At 72.5% G+C, this 24,331-nt stretch carries 17 protein-coding genes; 13 read left to right on the top strand and 4 right to left on the bottom strand.

Annotated features, from left to right (window positions below; genetic code table 11):
* The first annotated feature begins 247 nt into the window (after positions 1 to 247).
* The 6 genes from MQE23_RS41330 (at position 248) to MQE23_RS41305 (ending at position 10,842) form a co-directional block, all read left to right on the top strand.
* A complete protein-coding gene (locus MQE23_RS41330) occupies positions 248 to 1,774 on the top strand; it encodes an acyl-CoA carboxylase subunit beta (RefSeq protein ID WP_243381900.1) in 1,527 nt (508 codons plus the stop codon).
* Between the two features lie 162 nt (positions 1,775 to 1,936).
* Positions 1,937 to 3,700, top strand: a complete 1,764-nt coding sequence (locus MQE23_RS41325; protein WP_243381898.1) for a fatty acyl-AMP ligase — start codon at positions 1,937 to 1,939, stop codon at positions 3,698 to 3,700.
* Positions 3,697 to 7,722, top strand: a complete 4,026-nt coding sequence (locus MQE23_RS41320; protein ID WP_243381897.1) for a type I polyketide synthase — start codon at positions 3,697 to 3,699, stop codon at positions 7,720 to 7,722. Before MQE23_RS41325 ends, MQE23_RS41320 begins: the two co-directional genes overlap by 4 nt.
* A 21-nt stretch (positions 7,723 to 7,743) precedes the next feature.
* Complete coding sequence (locus tag MQE23_RS41315; protein ID WP_020272617.1) at positions 7,744 to 8,703, top strand: alpha/beta hydrolase family protein; 960 nt, start codon at positions 7,744 to 7,746, stop codon at positions 8,701 to 8,703.
* 122 nt (positions 8,704 to 8,825) lie between these two features.
* Positions 8,826 to 10,046, top strand: coding sequence for a PucR family transcriptional regulator (locus MQE23_RS41310; RefSeq protein ID WP_243381894.1), 1,221 nt, complete (start codon positions 8,826 to 8,828; stop codon positions 10,044 to 10,046).
* Between the two features lie 154 nt (positions 10,047 to 10,200).
* Positions 10,201 to 10,842, top strand: a complete 642-nt coding sequence (locus MQE23_RS41305) for a cutinase family protein (RefSeq protein WP_243381892.1) — start codon at positions 10,201 to 10,203, stop codon at positions 10,840 to 10,842.
* A 67-nt stretch (positions 10,843 to 10,909) separates the two neighbouring features.
* Here MQE23_RS41305 and MQE23_RS41300 read toward each other — a convergent pair whose 3' ends face one another.
* A complete protein-coding gene (locus MQE23_RS41300) occupies positions 10,910 to 12,631 on the bottom strand; it encodes a hypothetical protein (protein WP_020272620.1) in 1,722 nt (573 codons plus the stop codon).
* Positions 12,632 to 12,798: 167 nt separating this feature from the next.
* On the opposite strand from MQE23_RS41300, the gene MQE23_RS41295 reads away from it, so the two are divergent.
* The 3 genes from MQE23_RS41295 to MQE23_RS41285 all read left to right on the top strand — a co-directional run bounded on the left by MQE23_RS41295 (position 12,799) and on the right by MQE23_RS41285 (position 14,780).
* Positions 12,799 to 13,029, top strand: coding sequence for a hypothetical protein (locus tag MQE23_RS41295; RefSeq protein ID WP_029181052.1), 231 nt, complete (start codon positions 12,799 to 12,801; stop codon positions 13,027 to 13,029).
* Positions 13,030 to 13,076: 47 nt separating this feature from the next.
* Entirely contained in the window at positions 13,077 to 13,490 is a 414-nt protein-coding gene (locus tag MQE23_RS41290) for a VOC family protein (RefSeq protein ID WP_020272621.1), read from the top strand.
* A gap of 285 nt (positions 13,491 to 13,775) precedes the next feature.
* On the top strand, positions 13,776 to 14,780 hold the full coding sequence (locus MQE23_RS41285) for a substrate-binding domain-containing protein (RefSeq protein WP_243381889.1): 1,005 nt from the start codon (positions 13,776 to 13,778) through the stop codon (positions 14,778 to 14,780).
* Here the strand turns inward: MQE23_RS41285 and MQE23_RS41280 are convergent.
* Positions 14,777 to 15,793 carry a LacI family DNA-binding transcriptional regulator gene (locus MQE23_RS41280; protein WP_243382929.1) on the bottom strand — a complete coding sequence of 339 codons (1,017 nt, stop codon included), beginning with the start codon at positions 15,791 to 15,793 and terminating at the stop codon, positions 14,777 to 14,779. The genes MQE23_RS41285 and MQE23_RS41280 overlap by 4 nt on opposite strands.
* Positions 15,794 to 16,017: 224 nt before the next feature.
* Here MQE23_RS41280 and MQE23_RS41275 point away from each other — a divergent pair, with 224 nt between their 5' ends.
* From MQE23_RS41275 to MQE23_RS41260, 4 genes are read left to right on the top strand one after another with little or no spacing between them, the layout of a single operon-like run.
* Positions 16,018 to 16,968 (top strand): TIM barrel protein, encoded by a 951-nt coding sequence (locus tag MQE23_RS41275; protein WP_037669181.1) that lies wholly within the window; start codon positions 16,018 to 16,020, stop codon positions 16,966 to 16,968.
* Between the two features lie 10 nt (positions 16,969 to 16,978).
* Positions 16,979 to 18,418, top strand: a complete 1,440-nt coding sequence (locus MQE23_RS41270; RefSeq protein ID WP_020272626.1) for a sugar porter family MFS transporter — start codon at positions 16,979 to 16,981, stop codon at positions 18,416 to 18,418.
* A 22-nt stretch (positions 18,419 to 18,440) separates the two neighbouring features.
* A complete protein-coding gene (locus tag MQE23_RS41265; RefSeq protein WP_243381887.1) occupies positions 18,441 to 19,460 on the top strand; it encodes a Gfo/Idh/MocA family oxidoreductase in 1,020 nt (339 codons plus the stop codon).
* On the top strand, positions 19,457 to 20,326 hold the full coding sequence (locus MQE23_RS41260; RefSeq protein WP_243381884.1) for a sugar phosphate isomerase/epimerase: 870 nt from the start codon (positions 19,457 to 19,459) through the stop codon (positions 20,324 to 20,326). Before MQE23_RS41265 ends, MQE23_RS41260 begins: the two co-directional genes overlap by 4 nt.
* Positions 20,327 to 20,388: 62 nt before the next feature.
* Here the strand turns inward: MQE23_RS41260 and helR are convergent, their stop codons facing one another.
* Together helR and MQE23_RS41250 are read right to left on the bottom strand one after the other, a co-directional pair.
* On the bottom strand, positions 20,389 to 22,548 hold the full coding sequence (gene helR / locus MQE23_RS41255; protein ID WP_243381881.1) for an RNA polymerase recycling motor ATPase HelR: 2,160 nt from the start codon (positions 22,546 to 22,548) through the stop codon (positions 20,389 to 20,391).
* Between the two features lie 153 nt (positions 22,549 to 22,701).
* Complete coding sequence (locus MQE23_RS41250) at positions 22,702 to 24,162, bottom strand: aldehyde dehydrogenase family protein (RefSeq protein WP_243381879.1); 1,461 nt, start codon at positions 24,160 to 24,162, stop codon at positions 22,702 to 22,704.
* Between the last annotated feature and the right edge of the window lie 169 nt (positions 24,163 to 24,331).

Raw genomic sequence — 24,331 nt, 5'->3', positions numbered from 1 at the left:
CGAGGTCCAATAGAAGAAGGAGAACGCATTCAGCGCTCGGGCAGCTGAATCGCGCCCGCTCCTCGCCGCCCGGGTCGGCGGTCCCTTGTCACCCGGGGATGAAACCCCGCGCCGGAGGACTCAATTCCCCCACACAGAGCCGCGATCAGCACGGCACTCCCCCACCTCACTGCCATATTCGAGAACCGCTTCGGAGGTGGTTGTGAGCACAGAGGTGACAGCATCCGGTCCGGGGGAAACGACGCACGTGCCCGGGAGCACAGCTGAGCGCGTCGCCGGCCTGGAACGCCGCCGCGAGCAGGGGGTGGCCCCGGGCGGGCCGCGCAGACGCGGGGAGTTCTCGGCCCGGGAGCGGATCGAACGGCTCGTGGACAAGGACTCCTTCACGGAGACCGGCCTGTTCGTCCGGGCCCGCCCCGCCGGGGAAGACGCCCGCCGCCCCTACGGCGACGGCGTGGTCACCGGGTACGGCACGGTGGACGGCCGCCCGGTGTGCGTGTTCGCCCAGGACTCCACGGTGTTCGGCGGCAGCATGGGCGAGGCCTTCGGCGAGAAGACCGTGGCGCTGATGGACCTGGCCCTGAAGACCGGCTGCCCGGTGATCGGCCTCAATGACTCCGGCGGGGCCCGCATCCAGGAGGGCGTCGCCTCGCTCGCCCTCTACGCCGAGCTGGTGCGCCGCAACGTCAAGGCGTCCGGGGTGATCCCGCAGATCTCGGTCGTCCTGGGGCCGTGCGCGGGCGGCGCCGCCTACTCACCGGCGATCACCGACTTCACGGTGATGGTGGACGGCGCCTCCCACATGTTCGTCACCGGCCCGGACGTCATCGAAACGGTCACCGGCGAGCGCACCACGGCCGAGGAACTGGGCGGCGCCCGCACCAGCAACACCGTCAACGGCAACGCGCATTTCCTGGCCGCCGACGAGGAGGACGCCCTCGACACCGTACGCGACCTGCTGTCGTACCTCCCGGCCAACAACCTGGAACGTCCCCCGGAGTACGCCCCCGGGCATCCGCCGCGGGGCGCCGATCTCGACGAGGTCGTCCCGGACCGGCTGGGCGAGGCGTACGACATGCGGGCGATCCTGCACGCGGTCGTCGACGACGGTGAACTGCTCCAGGTGCAGGAGCTGTTCGCGCCGAACATCATCTGCGCCCTGGCCCGGATCGACGGCCGCGCGGTGGGTGTCGTCGCCAACCAGCCGCTGCACGCCGCCGGGGTCCTCGACATCGACGCCTCCGAGAAGGCGGCCCGGTTCGTGCGGTTCTGCGACGCGTTCGGCATCCCGCTGCTGACCTTCGCCGACGTGCCCGGGTATCTGTCCGGGGTACGGCAGGAGCAGGCCGGCATCATCCGGCGCGGCGCGAAGCTGCTGTACGCCTACGCCGAGGCGACCGTCCCCAAGGTCACGGTCGTGGTGCGCAAGGCGTACGGCGGCGGATACGCGGTGATGGGCTCCAAGCATCTGGGCGCCGACGTGAACCTCGCCTGGCCCACCGCCCGTATCGCCGTCATGGGCGCCGAGGGGGCCGTGGGCGTCCTGCACCGGCGGGAACTCGCCGCGGCCGACGACCCCGAGGCGCTGCGCGCCCGCCTGCTCAGCGCGTACGAGCGCACCCACGGCACGCCCTATCTCGCCGCCGAACGCGGCTATGTCGACGCCGTCATCGCGCCGCGCGAGACCCGGGAGCAGGTCTGCCGCGCGCTGCGCGCCCTGCGCGGCAAACGTGCGCCGATGCCGGAACGCCGGCACGGCAACATCCCGCTCTAGGGGGCTTCTGATGGATCTCCGCGGAAGAAGGAGCGGCGTTCGGTGCGTGCTCTCGGCATGCCGGGCGTCGCGACGCCGCGGAGATCCATCACAAGCCCCTAGCCGCCCCCTCTCCCCCTTTGCGACCCCTAGGCCGATCCGCGCCGTGAGGAGCCCCGCCTGATGGACAGCCGCCGCCCCCCGCTCGCGCCCGTGTGCCCGACGCTGCCGGAGTACGTCCGGCACTGGGCCGAAAACACCCCGGGCCGCCGGGCGTTCACCTTCGTCGAGCACCCGGCACCGCACTCGCGCGGCGTCCACCGCACCCTGACCTGGCGCCGTCTGGACGTGCGGGTGCGGGCGCTGGCCGCGCGCCTCGCCGGTCAGGCCGGTCCGGGCGACCGGGTCGCGCTGCTGTGTCCGCAGGGCACGGAGTACGTGACCGCCTTCCTCGCGGCCCTGGCCGCCGGGCTGGTCGCCGTGCCGCTGTATCCACCGGGCCTGCCCGGGCACGCGGACCGGCTCTCGGGGGTCCTGGCCGACGCGCGTTGCTCGGTCGTCGTGACCACGAGCCGTTGCCGGGACGAGGTGCGTGACTTCCTCGGCCCCGACGGACCGCGGATCGTCGTGGCGGACGAGGTGCCCGACGACGACGCCGGGGACTGGCGCCCGGTCCCTCCGGACGCCGGGGCGACCGCCTACCTCCAGTACACCTCCGGTTCGACCCGCGCCCCGGCCGGTGTGGAGATCAGCCACGGCAACGTCGTCGCCAACGCCCGCCAGGCACTCGCCGCCTACGGTGCCGACACCCGCCCGGTGACCTGCGTGGGCTGGCTGCCGCTCTACCACGACATGGGGCTGGTGCTCAGCGTCGCGGCCCCCGTGACACGAGGGGCGCTGTCGGTGCTGATGGACCCGGCCGCCTTCCTGCACGAGCCGGTGCGCTGGCTGCGGCTGCTCTCGGCGCACCCGAACGCGGTGAGCGCCGCGCCCAACTTCGCCTACGACTACTGCGCCGCGACCGTCTCCGAGGACCAGAAGGAGGGGCTGCGGCTGGACCGGGTGACGGCGTTGATCAACGGCAGTGAGCCGGTCCGCCCGGGCACGGCCGACCGTTTCCACGCCGCGTTCGCCGGTCAGGGCCTGGCACCCCGGACGCACTGCCCGTCGTACGGGCTGGCCGAGGCCACCGTGTTCGTCTGCGCGGCCCGGCCGGGTGAGCCGATCGGCCGGTTCTCGCTCGACCGTGACGCCCTGGCCGCCGGGAAGGCCCTGCCGGCGCGGGCGGACGATCCCCGGGCGGTGCTGCTGGCGGGCTGTGGCACCCCAGCGGGCCAGCGGGTCCGTATCGCCGACCCGGTGACCCGGGCCCTGCTGTCGGAGGGCGAGGTCGGCGAGATCTGGGTGCAGGGGCCGAATGTCGGCCGGGGCTACTGGAACCGGGGACCGGGGGACGTGTTCGGCGCCGAGTTCGCGGACGCCGAAGCCGCTCCGGGCGGCTGGCTGCGGACGGGCGATCTGGGGACGGTGCTGGAGGGGCAGTTGGTCGTCACGGGCCGGTTGAAGGACCTGATCATCGTCGACGGCCGCAACCACTATCCGCAGGACGTCGAGGCGACGGCCCAGGACTCGGACCCGGCGGTGCGCCGGGACCGGCTCGCGGCGTTCGCCGTGCCGGGCGGCGCGGGTGAGCGGGTGGTGATCGTGGCGGAACACGCGCGGACCGTGCGGCTCGCCGAGCTCGACGTGCCGGCCGTGGTGCGGGCCGTGCGCGGTGCCGTCTCCGCCCGGCACGGGCTGCGGCTCGCCGACGTCGTCCTGGTGCCGCCGGGCACGGTGCCGCGTACCTCCAGCGGGAAGGTGTCGCGGGCGCTGACCCGGGCCCGCTATCTGGAGGGCGCGTACGGCGGGCAGGCCGCTGCGGCGACGGCGGGTGCCGCGGGATGAGGCCCCTCGACGAGGGCGCGCTGCGCCGGCTGATCGCCGAACGCGTGGCCGTCTGGTACGGCGCCCCGCCCGAGAACGTCCCGATGGACCGGCCGCTCGCCGACCTCGGCATGTCCTCGCGGGACGCGGTCGCCCTGGCCGGTGAACTGTCCCGGGCCACGGGCCGGGAGCTGCCGACGACGTTGCTGTGGGAGACGCCCACCGGTCAGGCCCTGGTGGCGCGGCTGTGCGGCACGCAGGCCTCGGGAGCCTCGGAGGCCTCTGCGGCCCTGGACGCTTCAGGAGCCTCGAAGGCCCCGGGAGCCGGGGCAGCGCCCGGGCCGCGAGCCGGCCTGCCGGGCGTGACGGCCGAACCGGTCGCCGTCGTCGGGGTCGGCTGCCGGCTGCCCGGCGGGGTGCACGGCCCGGACGGCTACTGGCGGCTGCTGAGCGAGGGCGTCGACGCGATCCGGCGCGTCCCGGAGGACCGCTGGCGCGACTTCACCGCTTTCCCGCCCGCCGACGCGCATCCGTACGGCGGCTATCTCGACGACATCGCCGGGTTCGACGCGGACTTCTTCCGCATCACCCCGCGCGAGGCGGCGGTGATGGATCCCCAGCAGCGGATCCTGCTGGAGGTCGTCCACGAGGCGCTCGACCACGCCGCCGTGCCGGCCGGGTCCCTGGCGGGCACCGCCACGGGGGTGTTCGTCGGGGTGTCGGCCCCCGAGTACGGGCAGCTCACGGGTGCCGATCCGGCCGCCGTCGATCCCTGGGCGCCGGCCGGGGGCGCCCTGAGCGTCACCGCCGGACGGCTCGCCTACGTCCTGGACACGCGGGGGCCGAGCCTGGCCGTCGACACGGCCTGCTCGTCCTCGCTGGTCGCCGTGCACCACGCCTGCGTCAGCCTGCGCACGGGCGAGAGCGACCTCGCGATCGCCGCCGGGGTCAACCTGCTGCTGTCGCCGGCCGTCACCGTCGCCTTCCGCAGGGCGGGCGCGCTCGCCCCGGACGGGCGGTGCAAGCCGTTCTCGGCGGCGGCCGACGGCATCGGACGCGGCGAAGGCTGCGCCGCCGTGATCCTGAAGCGGCTGTCCGACGCGGAACGGGACGGCGACCGTGTCCTGGCCGTCGTCCGCGCCACCGCGGTCAACTCCGACGGCCGCTCGAACGGCCTGATGGCGCCCAACCCGGCCGCCCAGCAGGCGCTGCTGGAGAGCGCGTACACGCGGGCGGGCCTCGCCGCGGCCCAGGTCGACTACGTGGAGGCGCACGGCACCGGCACCCCGCTCGGCGACCCGATCGAGGCGGGCGCGCTGGGCACGGTGCTCGGCGCGGGCCGCGACCCGGACCAGCCGCTGCTGCTGGGTTCCGTCAAGGGCAACCTGGGGCACCTGGAGTCCGCCGCGGGCATCGCGGGCCTGGTGAAGACGGTGCTGGCCCTGCACCACGACTGCATCCCGCCGTCCCTGCACTGCGCGGATGGCACGTCCCTCGCCGACGAGCGGCTGAGGGTGGTGACCGAGCCGGAGCCCTGGCCTCGCTACGGCGGCACCGCCCTCGCGGGCGTCTCCGGGTTCGGCTTCGGCGGCACCAACGCGCATGTGGTGCTGGAGGAGGGGCCGCCCGGCCTGGTCCCCGTGCGGCCCGCCGAGGAGCCCGTGGCACGCCTGCATGTGCTGTCCGACCTCGACGCGGGGCGCGTCCGCGACACGGCGGGCCGGCTCGCCGACTGGCTGCGCGAGAGCACCGCGCACCCCGCGGACGTGGCCCGGACCCTGGCCGGGCGCACCGGCCGCGGTCCCGTACGCGCCGCCGTGGTCACCCGCGATCGCGCCGAACTCTCCGATGCCCTGGGCGCGTTGGCGGCGGGACACCCGGACGCCCGGGTGGTGACCGGTGACCGCGACCGGGTGGGGCGCGGCACGGTGTGGGTCTTCTCCGGCTACGGCAGCCAGTGGCCGGGCATGGGCCGCAGGCTGCTGGCCGAGGAGCCCGCGTTCGCCGCCGTCGTGGAGAAACTCGACCCGCAACTCGCCCCGGAGTGCGGCCTGTCCCTGTACGACCACCTGTCCTCCGGGGCCGGCCTCGACCGACTGGACGTCGCCCAGCCCGTGCTGTTCGGCCTTCAGCTGGCACTCGCCGAGCTGTGGCGTTCGTACGGGGTCGAGCCCGCCGCGGTGGTCGGCCACTCGATGGGCGAGGTCGCGGCAGCGGTGTGCGCGGGCGCGCTGGACGTGGCGGACGGGGCGCGTGTCATCGCCGAACGGGCCCGGCTGCTGAGCGGGCTGAGCGGCGGCGCGATGGCCGTCGTGGACCTGGACGACGCCGAACTGGAGTCCCTGGAGCGGGACTTCCCGGGTGTGCACGTCGCCGTGCACTCCTCCCCGCGGCAGAAGGTCGTCACGGGCGAGGAGACCGCGGTGGCCCTGCTCGTGCGCCGGCTGGAGGGGCAGGGCCGGGCGGCCCGGGCCATGCGGGTCGTCGGCGCCGGGCACTCGCCCCAGGTCGACGCGCTGCTGCCGGAGCTCGCCGAGGCGCTGTCCGGCATCCGGGGCCGACGGCCGCGTGTCCCGGTGTACTCGACCGTCCTGGACGACCCGCGCGGCGAGAGCGTGTTCGACGCGGCCCACTGGGCGGCCAACCTCAGGCGGCCCGTCCGTCTGGACCGGGCGCTCGCGGCGGCCGCGGCCGACGGTCACACGGCGTTCGTCGAGATCTCGCCGCATCCGGTGCTGACCGGGGCAATCGCCGACACCGTGCCCGATGCCCTCGCCCTGGCCACCCTGCGCCGGGACGCCGACGGGGCGGAGGCGTTCGCCGGGCAGCTGGGCGCCCTGTACGTGGCGGGCCAGCGGCTGCCCGTGCCGCCGGGCCGGGTCGTCGACCTGCCGGTGCCCCGGTGGCGGCACGTACGGCACTGGTGGACGGACGGCCGGGCCCGCACCGAGCCGGTGCCGGAACCGGCGGAGCCTGACGGCGAGGTGGCGGAGCCCTCATCGGTCCTGGCGCGGCTGACCCACCACATCACCGCCGTCACCGGGCATCCGCCCAACCGTGTCGCCCCGGGCACCGCGCTGGCGGACCTGGGCCTGGACTCGCTGATGGCCGTCCGGGTCCGCACGGCGGTGGAGCGCGAGTTCGGCGTCGAAGTGCCCCTGCGCGACCTGTTCGCCGCCGCCACGGTCGAGGACGTCGCCGCCCGGATCCGGCATGCCCTCCCCCGCGAGGACACCCCGCTGCGCCCGCTGCGCGCCACCGGTTCCCGGCCCCCGCTGTTCCTCGTCCACGCCGCCGGCGGCCCGGTCACCGTCTACCGGACGCTCGCCGAGCGGCTCGGCGAGGACCGGCCGGTGTACGGGCTGGAGCGGATCGAGGAGGCCCGGACCGTGCCGGAGAAGGCGCGGCGCTACGCCGAGGCGATCGATGCCTCCCACCCCGAAGGGCCCTGTCTGCTGGGCGGTTGGTCCTTCGGAGGGTTCGTCGCCCAGGAGACCGCCCGGCAGCTGACCGCCGCCGGACGGGACGTGCCGCTGGTCGTGCTCCTCGATTCCGTACGCCCCCTCCCCCGGCCCGGTCTGACGCGCGCCGACCGGATCCGGGCACATTTCGAGGGCTTCGCCGGCCATGTCTCCGACGCCTACGGGGTGCGGCTGGAGCTGCCGTACGACGAGCTCGTGGCCATGGACGACGACCGGGAGCGCATCGACACCGTGCTGCGGGCGCTGCGCGAGGCCGCCGACGTGCCGCCCGCGGCGCTGGAGCACCAGCGCGCCTCCTACCTGGACATGGGCATCGGGGAGTCGCACCGGCCCGGCGGTTACGACGGGCCGGTCGTCCTCTACCGCGCCACCGAGCCCGCGCCCCACACCGTGCGCGACCCGGCGTACGAACGGGACGACGAGGCGCTGGGCTGGGACGAGGTGTGCCCGCGCCTGGAGGTCGTGCCGGTACCCGGTCACCATCTGTCGCTGCTCGATCCGCCGCACGTCGACGAGATCGCCGCCCACCTGAGCCGGGTGCTCGCCGAACGGGCCCCCTGAACCGCCAACCGAGGAGCCGCCATGCCCGACCAGCCGTCGAAGCCCGCTGCCGGAGTGTCCCGGCGCACTGTCGCCAGAGCGACGGCCGCCGCCGGCCTCGCCGCCTTGTTCGGGGCCGCGGGCGGCACGGCCCGTGCCGCGGCCGCCACCCGGCTCGGGCCGCGCACGCTGGACGTGTCCGTGCCCTCCGCCGCGCTCGGCCGCAGCGCGCCGGTCCGCCTCATCCTGCCGTCGGACTTCGGTGCGCGGCCGGAGCGGACGTATCCCGTGCTGTACCTGCTGCACGGCGCCCACGACGACTACACCTCCTGGACCCGGGAGACCGACATCGAGGCCTTCACCGAGGGCCGCGACCTGATCGTGGCGATGCCGGACGCGGGCCCCACGGGCATCCCCAGCGTCTGGCGCGGCGGCCCCGACTACGAGACGTTCCAGGTGAAGGAGGTGCCGGCGCTGCTCGCCCGGGACTACCGGGCCTCCGGGGTACGGGCAGTCGCCGGGGTCTCCACCGGAGGCTACGGCGCGATGGCCCACGCGGCCCGCCACCCCGGGGCGTTCAAGGCCGCGGCCTCCTTCAGCGGCATCCTCGACACCACCGCGCCCGGCGTTCCCCCCATCGTGGACGCCATCGTGGCCCGCGAGAACCTGCCGGCCCATTCCCTGTGGGGTCATCCGCTGCTGAACCTCCTGACCTGGCGGGACTTCAACCCGCGGGCCCACGCCACCGGGCTGCGCGGCACCGCCCTGTACGTCTCGCAGGGCAGCGGAGTGGGCGGCGGCAGCGGCGGCGATCCGCTGCCCGGCGTGCTGGAGAGCGCCCTGTGGCCCTCGGCGCAGGGCTTCGCCGGCACGCTCGCCCGTCTCGGCATCCGGGCCACCACACACCTCTACTCGGGAGGAGGACACGACTGGCCTTACTGGAAGCGGGAGTTCACCGCCTCGTGGCCGATGCTCGCCCAAGCGCTGGGCGTGCCGGAGTGACGGGGGTGCCGTCGGGGCACGGAACGGAGCGCAGGGGTCGTCCGTCCAACACAGGACTTCCCTCTCGTCTCAGCGGTTACAGTCCGCGGACGAGCCGCTTCCGCTCGAAAGGAGTGTCCGTGATGGCTGTGCCCGCCCAGCACGGCGTGCCGGAGCGCCCCGGTATGCCACCGATGCCACCCGAGCTGGCGAAGCTGCTGCGCGCCCAGCTCGCGGCCGTCGCCGACCAGGTGGAGGAGGAGGTCCGCCGGCAGGTTCCCGAGTACGCCCGGCCCGCCGACGGGCCGTACGGCAGGAACCTGCGGGCCGGGGTGGTGCAGGCGCTGACCCTGTTCGTCGACCACATCGCCGACCCGCGCGACGACGGGGGCGCGATCGCGGCGACATACTACGAACTGGGGCGCGGCGAGGCCCTGGAGGGCCGCAGCCTGGACGCGTTGCAGTCCGCGCTGCGGGTCGGGGGGCTGCACGCCTGGCGGCTGATGGGGCAGACGGCGGAGGAACTCGGCCTGGACTCCACGGTCGTCGCGGCGCTCGGCGAGCTGGCGTTCCGGACGGTGCACGAGGTCGCCGAGGCGGCCGCGGCCGGCTACGCGGAAGCGCAGCTGCGCAGCTCGGACGAGCTGGAGCGGCGGCGCAGACGGCTGCTCGACCTGCTGCTGGAGGACGGGCCGGTGGCGCTGGAGGCCGTGCAGGACCTGGCGCACGGCGCACGCTGGCCGGTGCCCCGGACGGTCGCCGTCGTGGCGCTCGCGGCGGCGCCGGACCGGCGGGAGGAGGACCGTCCGCTGGCCGCTGCAGGCGCGCTGGTGGACATGGAGTCCCGGCCGCCACGCATGCTGGTGCCCGACCCGGACGGCTCCGGCGGCTTCGGCGGCCGGGCGTTCACGCTCGCGCTGCGCGGCCGGCCCGCCGCGATCGGCCCGACGGTCGCGGTCACCGACGCCGCGCAGTCGCTGCACCTCGCCACCCGGGCGCTCGGGCTGATGGGACGCGGGGTCCTGCCCCGCCAGGGCGTGGTGCGGTGCGCCGACCATCTGTCGACGCTGCTCCTGTACGGCGACGAGCCGCTGCTGGAACGGCTTGAGGCGCGGGTTCTCGCGCCGCTCGACACGGTCTCGGCCGGGCAGCGCGACCGGCTGGCCGAGACGCTGCTGGCGTGGCTGCTCAGCGGCAGCAACGTGCCGGACGTCGCCACCCGGCTGCACATCCACCCGCAGACGGTCCGCTACCGCCTGCGCCAGCTGGAGAAGCTCTTCGGCGACGCCCTGCACGATCCGGAAACCCGCCTCGACCTGATTCTCGCGTTGCGAGCGGAGTCACTGCGCACACCACAGAAGTGAATGCCGGCACTCAATCGGCGACGCACTCATTCGGCGACAAAAAACTGCGGCGATTCCATAATCCCGTCCATAACACTCAGGGAGACACAGCGAATACGTTCGGGCCGTCCTTTTTCGCAGGCGCTCCACGCGCCTCACCCGCGGAGGATCCCCCATGCGTATCCGTTTGTGTCTCGCCGCGCTCTCGCTGGCCGGCGGGGCCGGTCTGGCCACCCTCTCGGCTCCCTCGGCCACGGCCGCGGCCTGCTCGGACGTGGAAGTCGTCTCGGCGCGCGGCACCTTCGAGCCGGGCACGCTCGGCTTCATCGTCGGCGACCCGGTGTATTCCGCACTGCAGAAGAAAGCGGCGGGCAAAAGCCTGTCGAGCTATGCGGTGAATTATCCGGCGGACCTTTCCCTGACGTCCGCCGCGCAGGGCAACAGGGACCTGGTGAACCATGTGAAGAGCCAGGCCGCCGCCTGCCCGAATCAGCGGTTCGTACTCGTCGGCTATTCGCAGGGCGCGAACGTCGTAGACAACTCGATCGGCATCAGCAGCGCGGGCGCGGTGGTCGGCAGCCCCATCGTGGCCACGCTGCCCGCCGCGGTCGAGCCGAAGGTCGCCGCGGTGCTGCTGTTCGGCAACCCGATCCGGGCCCTCGGCAAGAGCGTCACCGGCACGTACCAGAGCCGCACCCTGGACATCTGCGCCAAGGGCGACCCCGTCTGCGAGAGCGGCGGCGGCGACGTCGGGGCGCACCTCGGCTACCGCGACAACGCCGACCAGGCGGCCACGTTCGCCGCGGGCAGGCTCTGACCCCGGCAGCACACCGAAGGGCCCGGGAGGTTCTCCTCCCGGGCCCCTTGTGTGCGTACGCGGAGGATCAGCGCGGCGATCGTGCGAACCCGGCGAGACCGGTCGAGACGATCTCGGGCCGGCCGTTGTTCTGGACGGGCGCGGCGGTCAGTACGTCGAGGTGCTGATAGCCGTCGGCGACCACGGGATGGAGCTCGGCCGGGACCCGGCCGGCCAGGAGTCCCTCACCGGCGAGGACGGTGAGCACCGGGTTGGCGGTGAGCCCGCCGGGGTGGACGACGAGCTTCTTGACCTGGGGCGAGCCGGCCATCTGGATGTCGGTGACCAGCTTGGTCGGGAAGTACTGCTCGGTGAAGTCCAGCGGCTGCTCGGCCAGGCTGCGGGCCAGTTGCCGGACATCGGTGACTTCCTCGCCGGGGCCGGTGAACGGGGTGCCGTCGGCCGACCGGTGGCCGGGGTCGTCGGGGTCGCCGACGCGGTCGTAGTTGCGCCAGGTGTAGAGCGGTCCCTGCGGCCGGTCCGGGATGGCCTTGTACGCGGTGCCGTACAGCCCGGGCTGCTGCTCACCGCCGTTGGCCACGGGGAAGCTCTTGTCGGCGATCGGCCCGCCGTCGAAGAAGCCGACGCTGGTCTGGAGGAACGCCAGCGGTACGGAGTTGTCGTCCAGCAGCGCCCCGAGCACCGCCCCGTTGGTGAGCCGGAAGTCCTTCACGGCGGGCTTGCCGGTGAGGAAGGCGGCGGTGTCCTTGGAGAACAGGAAGCGGTGGGTCGCCTCGATGTTGAGGTTGGAGGGCAGGTACCGGGGCAGGTCGGCCTCGGCGTCCGGGTCCTTGAGGGCGCCCATCCCGGCGATGCCGAGCAGGGTCATGGTCTCGGGGTTGAGCAGCACCGGCGCGGACAGCGTGCGGGGCAGCACCCCGGTGTCGAGCCCGGCCTGCACCACGCCGTAACCGAGGCCGATGTCGGGCAGGTTGGTGTCGTCCGGCAGGCTGCCGCTGAGGTCGGCGAGCGAGGTGGAGACGGTGGTGTCGAGGGCGAAGTAGCCGGCGCACTGGTTGTAGCCGGCGTCCGCCGTCGTGGCCCGGTCGCCGTCGAAGTCGGCGGCGGCGAAGTACCCGGTGATCACACCGCCCAGCGAGTGCCCGCCGCACAGCACCTTCCGCTTGCGCTGCGCCTGGGAGGGCAACTCGGCGGTGAGCAGGTCGTACTGGTCGCGTACGGTCTGCTCGATCCCGAGCTTCGCCATCCACCCCAGTTCCGCGTTGCGGGCGTAGCCGCCGAAGGTCCGGCCGTCGACCTGCTTGCCGCGGTGGTAGTAGTCGACGGCGGTGTGCTGGTCGCCCGAGGCGATGCCGGTGCGGTCCTCCAGGCAGTTGGAGCGCCGGTCGAGCGCCCAGAACTCGATGTGCAGGCCCTGCTCGGCGGCTCGCGCCACGGTGTTGCGGGCGACGCTGTCGAACGCCCCGGCTCCTTCCAGGATGCCGGGCTGGGCGACGAGGACGCGGTCCGCGTCGGCCGAGGCGGCCGGACCGTCGGCGGAGCGGTAGCGCAGGTACGACAGCCAGTCGCAGGCGGCCGGACGCGGCCCGGCCGACTCCGGCAGCGGCACCTTCACCCGCACCACCGACTCCGTCACCCCGGTCACCGGCGACGTCGACGCGACCGGCGTCTCGGTCCGCGCGCCGTCGGCCCGGGCACCCGGAGCGGCGGCCGTGAGCGTCCCGGCGGTGAGCAGCACCGCCAGTGCGGCGCCGCGCCACTTCCCTCTTCTCGCAAGGTTCATGTCCATGCCACGGACGCTAGGGCCACGGCGCGAGCTCCCTCAGGGGGTGCTGATGAGAACTCAGTTTCCGGATCGTGCCTTGTCACCGGCGCACAGGGCCCCGGCGCCCGCACGAGGACCCCTTATGGGCCAGTCGAGCTGCGAACCGGCGGTTTCGGGAGCATGGTGGGGCTATGGACGGTCAACCCCCTGTGGTCGTGCAGCCGCCCGCGTCGGACGGCGGACGGCTGGTGACCATCCACGGCGAGCGCATGGGCGTCGCCTACAGCCTCTTCGACGTGCTGGACCTGCTGCACCGCGAGGGTCTGCCCACCACCGACACGGCCGTCGACGACACCGAGCTGATCGAGTGGCGCGGCGGTGGCCCGTACGACTGGAACAACGGGTCGTCCGACGAGGCGTGAGCCTTCAGCGCCGTCCACATGACAACGGCCCCGTCACGGAGGTTCTCATGGTCTCGCGTCTCAACCCGTACCTGTCCTTCAACGGCGACGCCCGGCAGGCGTTGGAGTTCTACAAGGACGTCTTCGGCGGCACCCTGTCCCTCAACACCTACGGCGACTTCGGCCAGGCGGAAGCCCCGAACGCCGACAAGATCATGCACGGCATGCTGGAGACCCCCGGCGGCTTCACCCTGATGGGCGCCGACAACCCGCCGGGCATGGAGTCCGCGCCGGGCCAGCCCTTCTCGGTGAGCCTGAGCGGCGACGACGACGCCGAGCTGCGCGGCTACTGGGAGAAGCTCTCCGCGGGCGGCTCGGTGTCGGTGCCGCTGGAGAAGCAGATGTGGGGCGACGTCTTCGGCATGTGCACGGACCGCTTCGGCGTCCCATGGATGGTCAACATCAGCGGATCGGAGAGCTGAGCAGCACCGACCGGACGGTCAGGGACCGTCCGCTGCGCGGGCCGCCCGCACACACCGGCAGTGCACGGTGTGTGCGGGCGGCCCCGTCATGTCGGAGCACCCTGTGCGTCGGACCGTCCGGTTCGTCGGAACGTCACGTTTGTTGGTACGTCCTGACAAAGCTGTTGACATCACCCGGAGGCGCCCGCATAGTACCTGCCACTAGAGCGCGCTAGTGGCGCGCTCCAGTTGCCTCCCAGGACCGGGCACGGCCCGCTCTCCCCAGCACATCGAGGTGCACCCGACATGCGCAGACACCACAGATCCGCCGCCCTGACCACCGCCGTCCTCGTGGGCGCCCTGCTCGCCGCCGGCTGCTCCAGCGGCGCCGGCGGGAAGAAGTCCGAGTCCGGCGGCACCGACGCCGCCGCGGGCAAGGCCACCACCCCGCGGATGACCGTCGCCATGGTCACCCACGCGGCACCCGGCGACACCTTCTGGGACCTGATCCGCAAGGGCGCCCAGGCGGCTGCCGCGAAGGACAACATCAAGCTCGTCTACTCCAGCGACCCCGTCGCCGGGAACCAGGCCAACCTGGTGCAGAACGCCATCGACCAGAAGGTCGACGGCATCGCGCTCACCGCCGCCAAGCCCGACGCCATGAAGGCCGTCGTGGCCAAGGCCAAGGCGGCCGGCATTCCGGTCGTCGGCTTCAACTCCGGCCTGGACAACTGGAAGGAACTCGGCATGCTCGAGTACTTCGGCCAGGACGAGAACATCGCCGGCCAGGCCTTCGGCGAACGCCTCAACCAGCAGGGCGCCAAGCACGCCGTCTGCGTGATCCAGGAGCAGGGCCAGGTCGCGCTGGAGGCGCGCTGCGCCGGCCTGAAGAAGGGCTTCAAGGGCACGACGGAGAACCTGTACGTCAACGGCACCGACATGCCCTCCGTGAAGTCGACCCTGACGGCCAAGCTCCAGAAGGACTCCAGCATCGACCAGGTGGTCACGCTGGGCGCCCCGATCGCCATGACCGCGGGGCAGTCGGTCAAGGACGCCGGCAGCAAGGCCAAGGTCGCCACCTTCGACCTCAACAAGGACCTCGTCGCCGCCATCCAGGGCGGGGACATCCAGTTCGCCGTCGACCAGCAGCCCTACCTCCAGGGCTACCTCGCCGTCGACGGGCTGTGGCTGTACAGGACGAACGGCAACTTCAGCGGCGGCAGCACGGCTCCCGTCCTCACCGGACCGGCCTTCGTCACGAAGGACAACGTCGACAGCGTCGCCGAGTTCGCGAAGAAGGGCACGCGCTAGGCGGACACTCCCTGGGAACCCTCCGCCGGGGCAGGCCCGCTCGTCCCCCTCACCACCAGCTTGGGGTCCAGCACCGCCTCCCTCGGCGGCAGTTCGCCGTTCTCCAGTCGTTCGACGGCGAAGCGGACCGCGTGCTCGGCCATGAGGACCGCGTCCTGGCGGACGGTGGTCAGGCCGATGGGCATCAGGTGGGAGAGGTGGCTGTCGTCGTAGCCGACGACGGACAGGTCGCGCGGGACCTCGACGCCCGCCCGGGTCAAGGCCATCAGCAGCCCCATCGCGCAGCGGTCGTTGCCGGCGAGGACCGCCGTCGGCAGCGGCCGCCCGCTGTCGCGTTCGGCCAGCAGCAGCCGGCCGGTCTCGATGCCGGACTCCTCGGTGTGCTCACCGGGGATCACCCGCGCCCGGTCCTCCAGCCCGTGGCGCCGCATCGCGGCGCGGTAGGCACGCCGCCGCTCCGCCGAACCGGGGCCGCGTCCGCCGTCGATGTGCACGATCCGGCGGTGCCCCAGCTCCACCAGGTGGTCCATGGCCTGCCGGACACCCTTGCCCTCGGCGGAGTGCACGAAGTCGACATGGGCCTGGGGCACCCGGCGGCTGACCGAGACGGTGACCGTGCGCTGTCCGAGTTCGGCGAGGTAGGCGGGGTCGGCGTCCGGGCCGAGCAGGATCACCGCCTCGCAGCGGTGGCTGAGCAGCGCCTCGACCGCCTTGGCCTCGCTGCGGCCGTGGGTGGCGCCGGAGAGCAGGACGTCGTAACCGAGCCGCTCGGCCTCGGGGTAGATGCCGGTGATGAGGTCCGTGTGGAAGGTCTGGTGCACGGTGAACATCACGCCGAGCGTGCGGCTGCGGCCACGGGCCAGCAGCCGGGCCGCGCTGTCGGGCCGGTAACCGATCTCGTCGGCGACGCGCAGGACCCGTTCCCGGGTCTCCTGGCTGGCCCCCGCCTGGTTGCGGAAGATGATCGAGACGAGCGCGCGGGACACGCCCGCCTTCTCGGCGACGTCCGCCATCGTGGGCCGCTGCCTGCCCGATGCATCCACGTGTGAACCCACCCTCCGACGCCGACCACCTTACGGGTGTCCCGCACGGGGCCCGTACCAGGACTCGGCAATCTCCCGGCAACAACCTATTGACATGACATTTGGACAGGGGTCATCGTACTCGAACTAGAGCGCGCTAGTAGAGCGCATCAGCTTCACGCCCGCCCCCTTCCTCTCCCCGAAGGACTCTCACCATGGCAACGGTGCCAGCCCCGCTGCGTACGACCGTCGGCAACCTGTGCCTCGGCTCCGCCCCCGACTCATGGGGTGTCTGGTTCCCCGAGGACGAGCACCAGGTGTCGTACACCCGCTTCCTCGACGAGCTGGTCCAGGCCGGGTACGAGTGGCTGGAGCTCGGCCCGTACGGCTACCTCCCCACCGACCCGCAGCGGCTGAAGGCCGAGCTGGACGCCCGGGGGCTGAAGGTCTCCGGCGGTACCGCGTTCGGCGCGCTGCACCGGCCCGAGGCGTGGGACGAGATGCTCGCCCATGTCCGGCAGGTCGCCGCGCTGACCGCCGCCGCAGGGGCGCACCACCTCGTCTTCATCCCGCCGATGTACCGGGACGAGAAGACGGGTGCGTTCACCGAGTCGCCCGAGCTGACCGCCGAGCAGTGGGCCGGGTTCGGCCGGGCCGCCGACCGGCTGGGCAGGCTGCTGCTGGAGGAGTACGACGTACGGCTGGTCGTCCACCCGCACGCCGACAGCCACATCCAGACGCAAGCCGAGATCGAACGGCTGCTCAACGAGTCCGACAGCCGTTACACCAACCTCTGCCTGGACACGGGGCACGTCGCCTACGGCGGCGGCGACAACCTGGATCTGATCCGCCGTTTCGGTGAGCGCGTCGGCTACGTGCACATCAAGCAGATGGACCCGGAGATCCTGGCGCAGGTCGCGGCCGAGGACCTGTCCTTCGGCGAGGCCGTGAAGCGCGGGGTGTGCGTGTCACCGCCGGCCGGGGTGCCGAAGCCGGCCGACGTGGTGGGCGAACTCGCGGGGCTCGACGCCGAGTTGTTCGTGATCGTCGAGCAGGACCTGTACCCGTGTGCTCCCGGGGTGCCGCTGCCGATCGCGGTCAGCACCCGTGAACACCTGGCCGGCTGCGGACTGTCGGGTACCCGGCGCCCGAACATCGACAGGTAAGGAGCGGCCCATGGACGTCACGGACGACACGACACCGGCCCCCGTCCCGCCCCCCGCCACCGCCGTCGCGGACGACGCTCCCCCGGCGGTCAGGCGGCGGCTGAGGCTGATCACGATCATCGCCACGTTCGGTGGTCTGCTCTTCGGCTACGACACCGGCGTCATCAACGGCGCCCTGCCCTACATGACCGAGGACCTCGGCCTGACCCCGGTCACCGAGGGCATGGTCACCAGCTCGCTGCTGCTGGGTGCCGCCCTGGGCGCGGTGACCGGCGGCCGGTTGTCGGACGCGCGCGGCAGGCGGCGCAACATCCTGCTGCTGGCCGTGCTGTTCTTCGTCGGCGCGCTCGGCTGCACGCTCGCCCCCACGACCGAGGTGATGATCGTGGCGCGGTTCGTCCTCGGCCTCGCGGTCGGCGGCGCGTCGGTGACCGTGCCGGTGTATCTCGCGGAGGTGTCCCCCGCCGAGCGGCGCGGCGCTCTCGTCACCCGCAACGAGCTGATGATCGTCAGCGGTCAGCTGCTGGCCTTCACGTCGAACGCGATCATCGCCCAGGTCGGCGGCGAGTCCGGTGGCGTGTGGCGCTGGATGCTGGTCATCGCGACGGTGCCGGCGGTGGTGCTCTGGTTCGGCATGCTGGTGATGCCGGAGAGCCCGCGCTGGCTGGCCTCCCAAAGTCGCTTCGGGGAGGCTCTCGAAGTCCTCAGGCAGGTGCGCTCCCAGGCCCGGGCCGAGGCCGAGCTGAAGGAGGTGTCCGCGCTAGCCGTCAAGGACGAGCAGGCCAAGCTCGGCGGCTGGCAGGACATGAAGAGCACGCCGTGGGTGCGCAAGCTGATGTTCGTCGGGTTCGGCATCGCGATCGTGCAGCAGATCACCGGCGTCAACACGATCATGTACTACGGCACGCAGATCCTCACCGACGCCGGTTTCGCCGCCGACAGCGCGCTGACGGCGAACATCGCCAACGGTGTGATCTCGGTGCTGGCCACCTTCGTCGGCATCTGGCTGCTGGGCCGGGTACCGCGCCGCCCCATGCTGATGACCGGCCAGGCCGGCACGACCGCCGCCCTGTTGCTCATCGGCGTCTTCTCCCTGGTCCTGCCCTCGGGTGACGCGCGGGCGTTCGCGGTGCTCGCCATGACGGTCACGTTCCTCGCCTTCCAGCAGGGCGCGATCTCCCCGGTGACCTGGCTGATGCTGTCGGAGATCTTCCCGATGCGGATGCGCGGCTTCGGCATGGGCATCGCGGCCGTGGTCCTGTGGCTGACCAACTTCGTGATCGGGCTGGTCTTCCCGTCCCTGGTCTCCGGGATCGGGATCTCCAACACCTTCTTCCTGTTCGTGGTGGCGGGCCTGCTGTCGCTCGCCTTCGTCAAGCGCTACGTCCCCGAGACCAAGGGCCGCACCCTCGAAACCCTCGAAGCCGAACTCCGCACCCGCTTCTCCTGACCCTCCCTTCGAAGGAACGACCATGACCGTACGTGTAGGCGTCATCGGCGCCGGAATGATCGGCCAGGACCACATCCGGCGGCTCACCGAGGTCGTCACCGGGGCCGCCGTCACGGCCGTGACCGACATCGACGCCGGGCGCGCCGCCGAGGTGGCGGCGCGGGTGGGGGCCACCGCGCTGCCCACCGGCGCGGAGCTGATCGCCTCCCCCGACGTGGACGCCGTCCTCGTCACGTCCTGGGGGCCCACCCACGCCGAGCACGTCCTGAGCGCGATCGCGGCCGGCAAGCCGGTGTTCTGCGAGAAGCCCCTCGCCACGACCGCCGAGGACTGTCTGCGGATCGTCGAGGCCGAGCGGGCGCACGGCCGCCGCCTGGTGCAGGTCGGCTTCATGCGCCGCTTCGACGCCGGATACCGCCAGATGAAGGAGGTCCTGTCGACCGGCTCGCTCGGGGCCCCGCTGATCGTGCACTGCGCCCACCGCAACCCGACCGTGCCGGAGTCGTACCACTCCGCCATGGCCGCCCAGGACACGGCCGTGCACGAGATCGACGTGCTGCGCTGGCTGCTCGACGACGAGATCGTCTCCGCGCAGGTGGTCACCCCGCGCGCCACGAGCAAGCGCTTCGCGCATCTCAAGGACCCGCAGATCATGGTCTTCGAGACCGCCGAGGGCGTCCGCATCGACCTGGAGGTCTTCGTCAACTGCCAGTACGGCTACGACATCCAGTGCGAGGTCGTCGGCGAGGACGGCCTGGTCCGGCTGCCCGACCCGGCCGCCGTCGGGATCCGCACCGCCGCCCGGCACGGCACGGGTGTGCTCCAGAACTGGAAGGACCGGTTCGCGGAGGCCTTCGACACCGAGTTCCGCGAGTGGGTCGCAGGCATCGCCGCCGGCACCGAGCCCACCGGCCCGTCCGCCTGGGACGGTTACGCCGCCACCGTCATCACCGACGCCGCAGTCCGGTCCCTGGAGACCGGCGGCGAGACCGTCACCGTCGACATGAAGCCCCGCCCCGCGTTCTACGGAGGGACCGCGTGAAGATCGCCCTCGACCCCTATATGTTCCGCGCCCTGCCGATCGACGAGATGGTGCGCACGGTCGCCGAACTCGGCTACGAGTACATCGAGTTGTCGCCGCGCGCGAACTTCATGCCGTTCTTCCTGCACCCGCGTGCGGACGACGCGCGGGTGGCGGAGCTGAAGCAGTCGCTGCGCCGGCACGGCGTGCGGCTGTCCTCGGTGCTGCCGCTGTACAAGTGGTCTTCGCCGGACGAGACCGAGCGGCAGGCCGCCGTCCGCTACTGGAAGCGGACGATCGAGATCACCGTCGAGCTCGAATGCCCGCTGATGAATTCGGAGTTCAACGGCCGCCCCGAGCACGCCGCCGAGAGCGAGGCCGCCTTCTGGCGCTCGCTGGAGGAGCTGCTGCCGGTGTTCGAGCGCGAAGGCATCGCTCTGAACCTGGAGGCGCACCCGGACGACTTCTGCGAGGAGAACACCGCCGCCGTCGATCTCGTCCGCGCGATCAACAAGCCGTGGGTGAACTACCTCTACTGCGCCCCGCACTCCTTCCACCTCTCCGGGGCCTCGGAGGTCGGCGCCGACATCGCGGCGATGATGCGCTACGCCGGTGACAAGCTCCAGCACGTGCACATCGCGGACTCCTTCAACCACAAGGGCTCGTCCGGCCTGCGCTACATCCTCAACCCGCCGGGCACCCCGGCCCGTATCCACCAGCACCTGGACATCGGCCAGGGCGAGGTCGACTGGGACGCCTTCTTCGGCACGCTGCGCGAGCTGGGCTTCGACGGTGTCGCCACGTCCTGTGTCTTCGCCTGGGAGGAGCGGGCCCGGGAGTCGTCGGCGTTCATGCTGGACCGCATCCGCAAGGAGCTCGCCGCCTGAGAGGCGTCCTTGAACCTCCGGCCGGGGCCCCCACTGCGGGAGGGTCCCGGCCGGAGCCCGCCTCAGGAGCTCGTGAGGACGACGAGCTGCTGGGTCGCCCGGGTCATGGCGACATAGTGGTCGACCGCTCCCTCGATGCCCGTGCCGAAGTCCTGCGGGTCGACGAGGACGACCAGGTCGAACTCCAGCCCCTTCGACAGCTCCGGGGTCAGCGACCGCACGCGGGAGGACGCTGGGCGGAACGTGGGATCGCCGATGACACAGGCGATCCCGTCCGCGTGGGCGGCGAGCCAGGTGTCGAGGACCGAGTGCAACTCCGCCGTGGAGCCGTGCGCGACGGGAACGCCGCCGCTACGGATCGACGTCGGCACGTTGGCGTCCGGCAGCACGGCCCGGATGACCGGCTCGGCCTCCGCCATGATCTCCGCCGGCGTCCGGTAGTTGATGCTCAGCGAGGCCAGGCCGACCCGGTCGAACCCGACCCGCTCCAGCCGTTCCTGCCACGACTCCGTGAACCCGTGCCGGGCCTGGGCGCGGTCCCCGACGATGGTGAAGCTGCGGGACGGGCAGCGCTGCAGCAGCATCTGCCACTCCGCGTCGGTCAGTTCCTGTGCCTCGTCCACGACGATGTGCACGAACGGTCCGGCGAGCCGGTCCGGGTCGGCGGTGGGCAGGGCGCTCTCGTCGACCAGGGAGTTGCGCATGTCCTGCCCGTGCAGCATGACCAGCACGCCTTCGCCGTCGTCGTAGCTGTGGGCCTCCAGCAGGTCGTCGATGACGTCGGCCATGCGCTCGCGCTGGGCGGCGACGGCGGCCTCCCTGCGGCGCGCGCGGCGGGACGCCTCCGGGTCGCCGAGCCGCTGCCGGGCGGCGTCCAGCAGCGGCAGGTCGGACACGGTCCAGGCCTGGGGCTGCGCGCGTTGCAGCGTGCGCACCTCGTCGCGGCTGAGCCAGGGAGCGCACATCCGCAGATAGGCCGGCACCGACCAGAGGTCCCCGACGAGGTCGGTCGCCTCCAGGATCGGCCAGGCCCGGTTGAAGGCCGTGAGCAACTCCCGGTCCTGGGACAGCGACTTGCGCAGCAGAGCCTCCGATACCTCGCCCTCGTGCTTGTCCACGAGGATCGTGAGCAGTTCCTCCCAGACCTGATCGCGGGCCTCGTTGTGCGGTGTGCCGGGTTCCGCGGCCTCGAACGCCACGGCCCAGTCGGCGGCGCTCAGGCGGATGTCGGACCAGTGGGTCGTGACCGTCATGGCCTCGGTGGGCGGCTCCTCGTAGAACCGGACTGCCTTCTCGATCGCGCGCACCAGGTCCGCGGACGACTTCAGCCGGGCCACGTCCGGGTCGGTCTCCTCCTCCGCCGTCGCTCCCTCGTCGACGAGATCCCGCAGGATGCAGGTCTGCACGCCCTCTTCGCCGAGGCTCGGCAGGACGTCGGCGACGTAGGACAGGTAGGGCCGGTGGGGGCCGACGAACAGCACGCCGCCACGGCGGTGCTGCCCGAGGCGCGGGTCGGAGTAGAGGAGGTAGGCGGAGCGGTGCAGGGCGACGACGGTCTTTCCGGTGCCCGGTCCGCCGTCGACGACGAGGGCGCCGCGCGAACCGGCGCGGATGATGGCGTCCTGGTCGGCCTGGATGGTGCCGAGGACGTCCCGCATCCGGGGCGAGCGGTTGGTGCCGAGGCTGGCGATGAAGGCGGACTGGTCGTCGAGCGCGGCGTGCCCGTCGACGGCGTCGGCGGTGAACACCTCGTCCCAGTAGTCGCTGACCCGGCCGCCGGTCCAGCGGTACCGGCGACGGCTCGCGAGCCCCATCGGGTTGGCATGGGTTGCCCCGAAGAACGGCTCGGCCGCCGGGGATCGCCAGTCGACCAGCAGGCGGCGCCCCTCACGGTCCGTGAGGCCGAGCCGTCCCACGTACACGGGCTCGGAGTCGTCGGTGGCGACCATGTGCCCGAGGCACAGGTCGAGTCCGAAGCGGCGCAGTGCGCGCAGGCGGGCGGTCAGGCGGTAGATCTCGGCGTCCCGGTCCATCGCCTGCCGTCCCTTGCCGCCGGGCGCCTTGCGTTCGGCTTCGAGACGGTCGGACAGTTCGGCGATCGACTGCTCGAGGCAGTCGGCGACGGCCGCGAAGTGCCGCTCGTCCCCGGCGATCAGTGCCGGGTCGGCTTTGTGCGAGAGGCGGTCGGGAAGGTCGAACGCGCTCGTGGTCAGGGGGGTCACGTCATGCTCCCGTTTCCGCAGGTCCTGGGCCTAGGCCGGACAGTTTGCGGCAGACGGGGGGCCTTGCCGCAAGACCCCCTGTGTGTTATAGCTTGAGAGTGGCAAGGAGAGGACTCCTTGCCTTTCTTGTTTCGGGCCGCCGTTCGTGCGAGGTCACGCCGGTCCGGGTGCCGTCATCCAGCGCCACTGGGTGAACTCCTCCAGACTGGCCGTGCCGCCGATGCGGGAGCCGTTGCCGGAGATGCCCATGCCTCCGAAGGGGGCGTTCGCGGCGTCCTTGGCGGAGACGTCGTTGATGTGGACCATGCCGGTGCGCAGTCGCCCGGCGACAGCGGTCGCCCTCGGTACGGAGCCGGAGTGCACGGCGGCCGTCAGGCCGTACGCGGTGTCGTTGGCGATCTCGACGGCCTCCGCCTCGCTGTGAAAGGGAATGACGGGGGCGACGGGACCGAAGATCTCCTCGGTGAACGCGGGCATGGCCCGGTCGACGCGGTCCAGGACGGTGGGTGGGTAGAAGAGTCCGTCGCGTCGGCCGCCGGTGAGCACCCGCGCCCCGCCGGCCACGCTCTCGTCGACGATGCGCTCGATCCTGGTGGCCAGCCGCTCGCTGATGATCGGGCCGAGGCTGACGCCCTCCACGCGGGGGTCACCGACGCGCAGGGTCCGTGCGTGTCCGATCAGCGCGTCGGTGTACGCCTCGACCAGGTCGGCATGGACCAGGTGGCGGCCGGCGGCGACGCACGCCTGTCCCTGGTATCCGAAGGTGCTCACGGCTCCGGCCAGGGCGGCAGCGTCCACATCGGCGTCCTCGAGCACGACGAGCGAGTTCTTGCCGCCGAGCTCCAGGGCAACCCGCTTCAGCCCCTCGCCCGCCACACGGGCCACGACGCGTCCGACCTCGGCGGAGCCGGTGAAGGCCACCATGGCGACATGAGGATCCGCCGCGACCGCCTGCCCGGTCTGCGCGCCGCCCGGCAGGACGTGCAGCACCCCGTCGGGCAGTCCGGCGTCCTCGAAGAGCCGCGCGACGAGGACGCCCCCGGACACCGGAGTGAGGGGATCGGGCTTGAGCAGCACGGTGTTGCCCAGCGCCAGTGCGGGCGCCAGCACGCGCACCGCGAAGAGCAGCGGCGCGTTCCACGGGTTGATGACGCCGACGACGCCGAGGGGCACCCGCCACGCCAGACTCGTTCCACCGGGAGCCTGCGGGGCCAGGACCTCGCCCCTGGGCAGGGACGCGAGTCCCACGGCGTGCGTCAGCTGGGCGAGGGCAGCGGTGATCTCGTAGTCGCCCTTGGCCGGGACGCCGGCCGACTCGCGGACGATCCAGTCGCGGATCGCAGCGCTGTGTTCACGCAGCGCGGAGGAGGCGCGCAACAGGACCTCGATACGGTCGGAAGGAGCTGCCGCGGCCCAGTCCCCGGCGGCTCGGGCGGCCCGGGCGCCGGCCCGGGCGACGTCCGCGGAGGAGGCGACGCCGACCTCGGCCAGCGCATCTCCCGTGGCCGGTTCGATCACCTGGCGTGTGCCGCCCTCGGATGCACGCCAGCCCTCGCTGTAGATCTTCCCGGTCCATTCGGCCCGGTCCGGCCACCTCGTGCCGTTGCCCTTCATGGGTGCCGCCCTCCGTCCGGGGTCGGTGCCGCCGTCCTGACATGAGGACCGATACACGCCTGTCTGTCACTCTTGTTGTCTAGTGTCGTAATGGTGATGGTGCGACGCACCTCCGGCGCGGGGCGCTCCTGGGCAGATGGCCGCCAGGGCGGGATTGAGGGCAGATGAC

The sequence above is a fragment of the Streptomyces sp. HP-A2021 genome (genome assembly GCF_022807935.1).
Lineage (GTDB): Bacteria > Actinomycetota > Actinomycetes > Streptomycetales > Streptomycetaceae > Streptomyces > Streptomyces afghaniensis.
Note: the sequence above shows the minus strand (reverse complement) of the source record. Positions and strands in the feature narration are given on the sequence as shown.

Excerpts from the sequence above, each read along its gene's own strand:
- MQE23_RS41325 (WP_243381898.1), top strand. The coding sequence starts at position 1,937 with ATGGACAGCCGCCGCCCCCCGCTCGCGCCCGTGTGCCCGACGCTGCCG.
- MQE23_RS41320 (WP_243381897.1), top strand. The coding sequence starts at position 3,697 with ATGAGGCCCCTCGACGAGGGCGCGCTGCGCCGGCTGATCGCCGAACGC.
- MQE23_RS41315 (WP_020272617.1), top strand. The coding sequence starts at position 7,744 with ATGCCCGACCAGCCGTCGAAGCCCGCTGCCGGAGTGTCCCGGCGCACT.
- MQE23_RS41310 (WP_243381894.1), top strand. The coding sequence starts at position 8,826 with ATGGCTGTGCCCGCCCAGCACGGCGTGCCGGAGCGCCCCGGTATGCCA.
- MQE23_RS41305 (WP_243381892.1), top strand. The coding sequence starts at position 10,201 with ATGCGTATCCGTTTGTGTCTCGCCGCGCTCTCGCTGGCCGGCGGGGCC.
- MQE23_RS41300 (WP_020272620.1), bottom strand. The coding sequence starts at position 12,631 with ATGGACATGAACCTTGCGAGAAGAGGGAAGTGGCGCGGCGCCGCACTG.
- MQE23_RS41295 (WP_029181052.1), top strand. The coding sequence starts at position 12,799 with ATGGACGGTCAACCCCCTGTGGTCGTGCAGCCGCCCGCGTCGGACGGC.
- MQE23_RS41290 (WP_020272621.1), top strand. The coding sequence starts at position 13,077 with ATGGTCTCGCGTCTCAACCCGTACCTGTCCTTCAACGGCGACGCCCGG.
- MQE23_RS41285 (WP_243381889.1), top strand. The coding sequence starts at position 13,776 with ATGCGCAGACACCACAGATCCGCCGCCCTGACCACCGCCGTCCTCGTG.
- MQE23_RS41280 (WP_243382929.1), bottom strand. The coding sequence starts at position 15,793 with ATGGCGGACGTCGCCGAGAAGGCGGGCGTGTCCCGCGCGCTCGTCTCG.
- MQE23_RS41275 (WP_037669181.1), top strand. The coding sequence starts at position 16,018 with ATGGCAACGGTGCCAGCCCCGCTGCGTACGACCGTCGGCAACCTGTGC.
- MQE23_RS41270 (WP_020272626.1), top strand. The coding sequence starts at position 16,979 with ATGGACGTCACGGACGACACGACACCGGCCCCCGTCCCGCCCCCCGCC.
- MQE23_RS41265 (WP_243381887.1), top strand. The coding sequence starts at position 18,441 with ATGACCGTACGTGTAGGCGTCATCGGCGCCGGAATGATCGGCCAGGAC.
- MQE23_RS41250 (WP_243381879.1), bottom strand. The coding sequence starts at position 24,162 with ATGAAGGGCAACGGCACGAGGTGGCCGGACCGGGCCGAATGGACCGGG.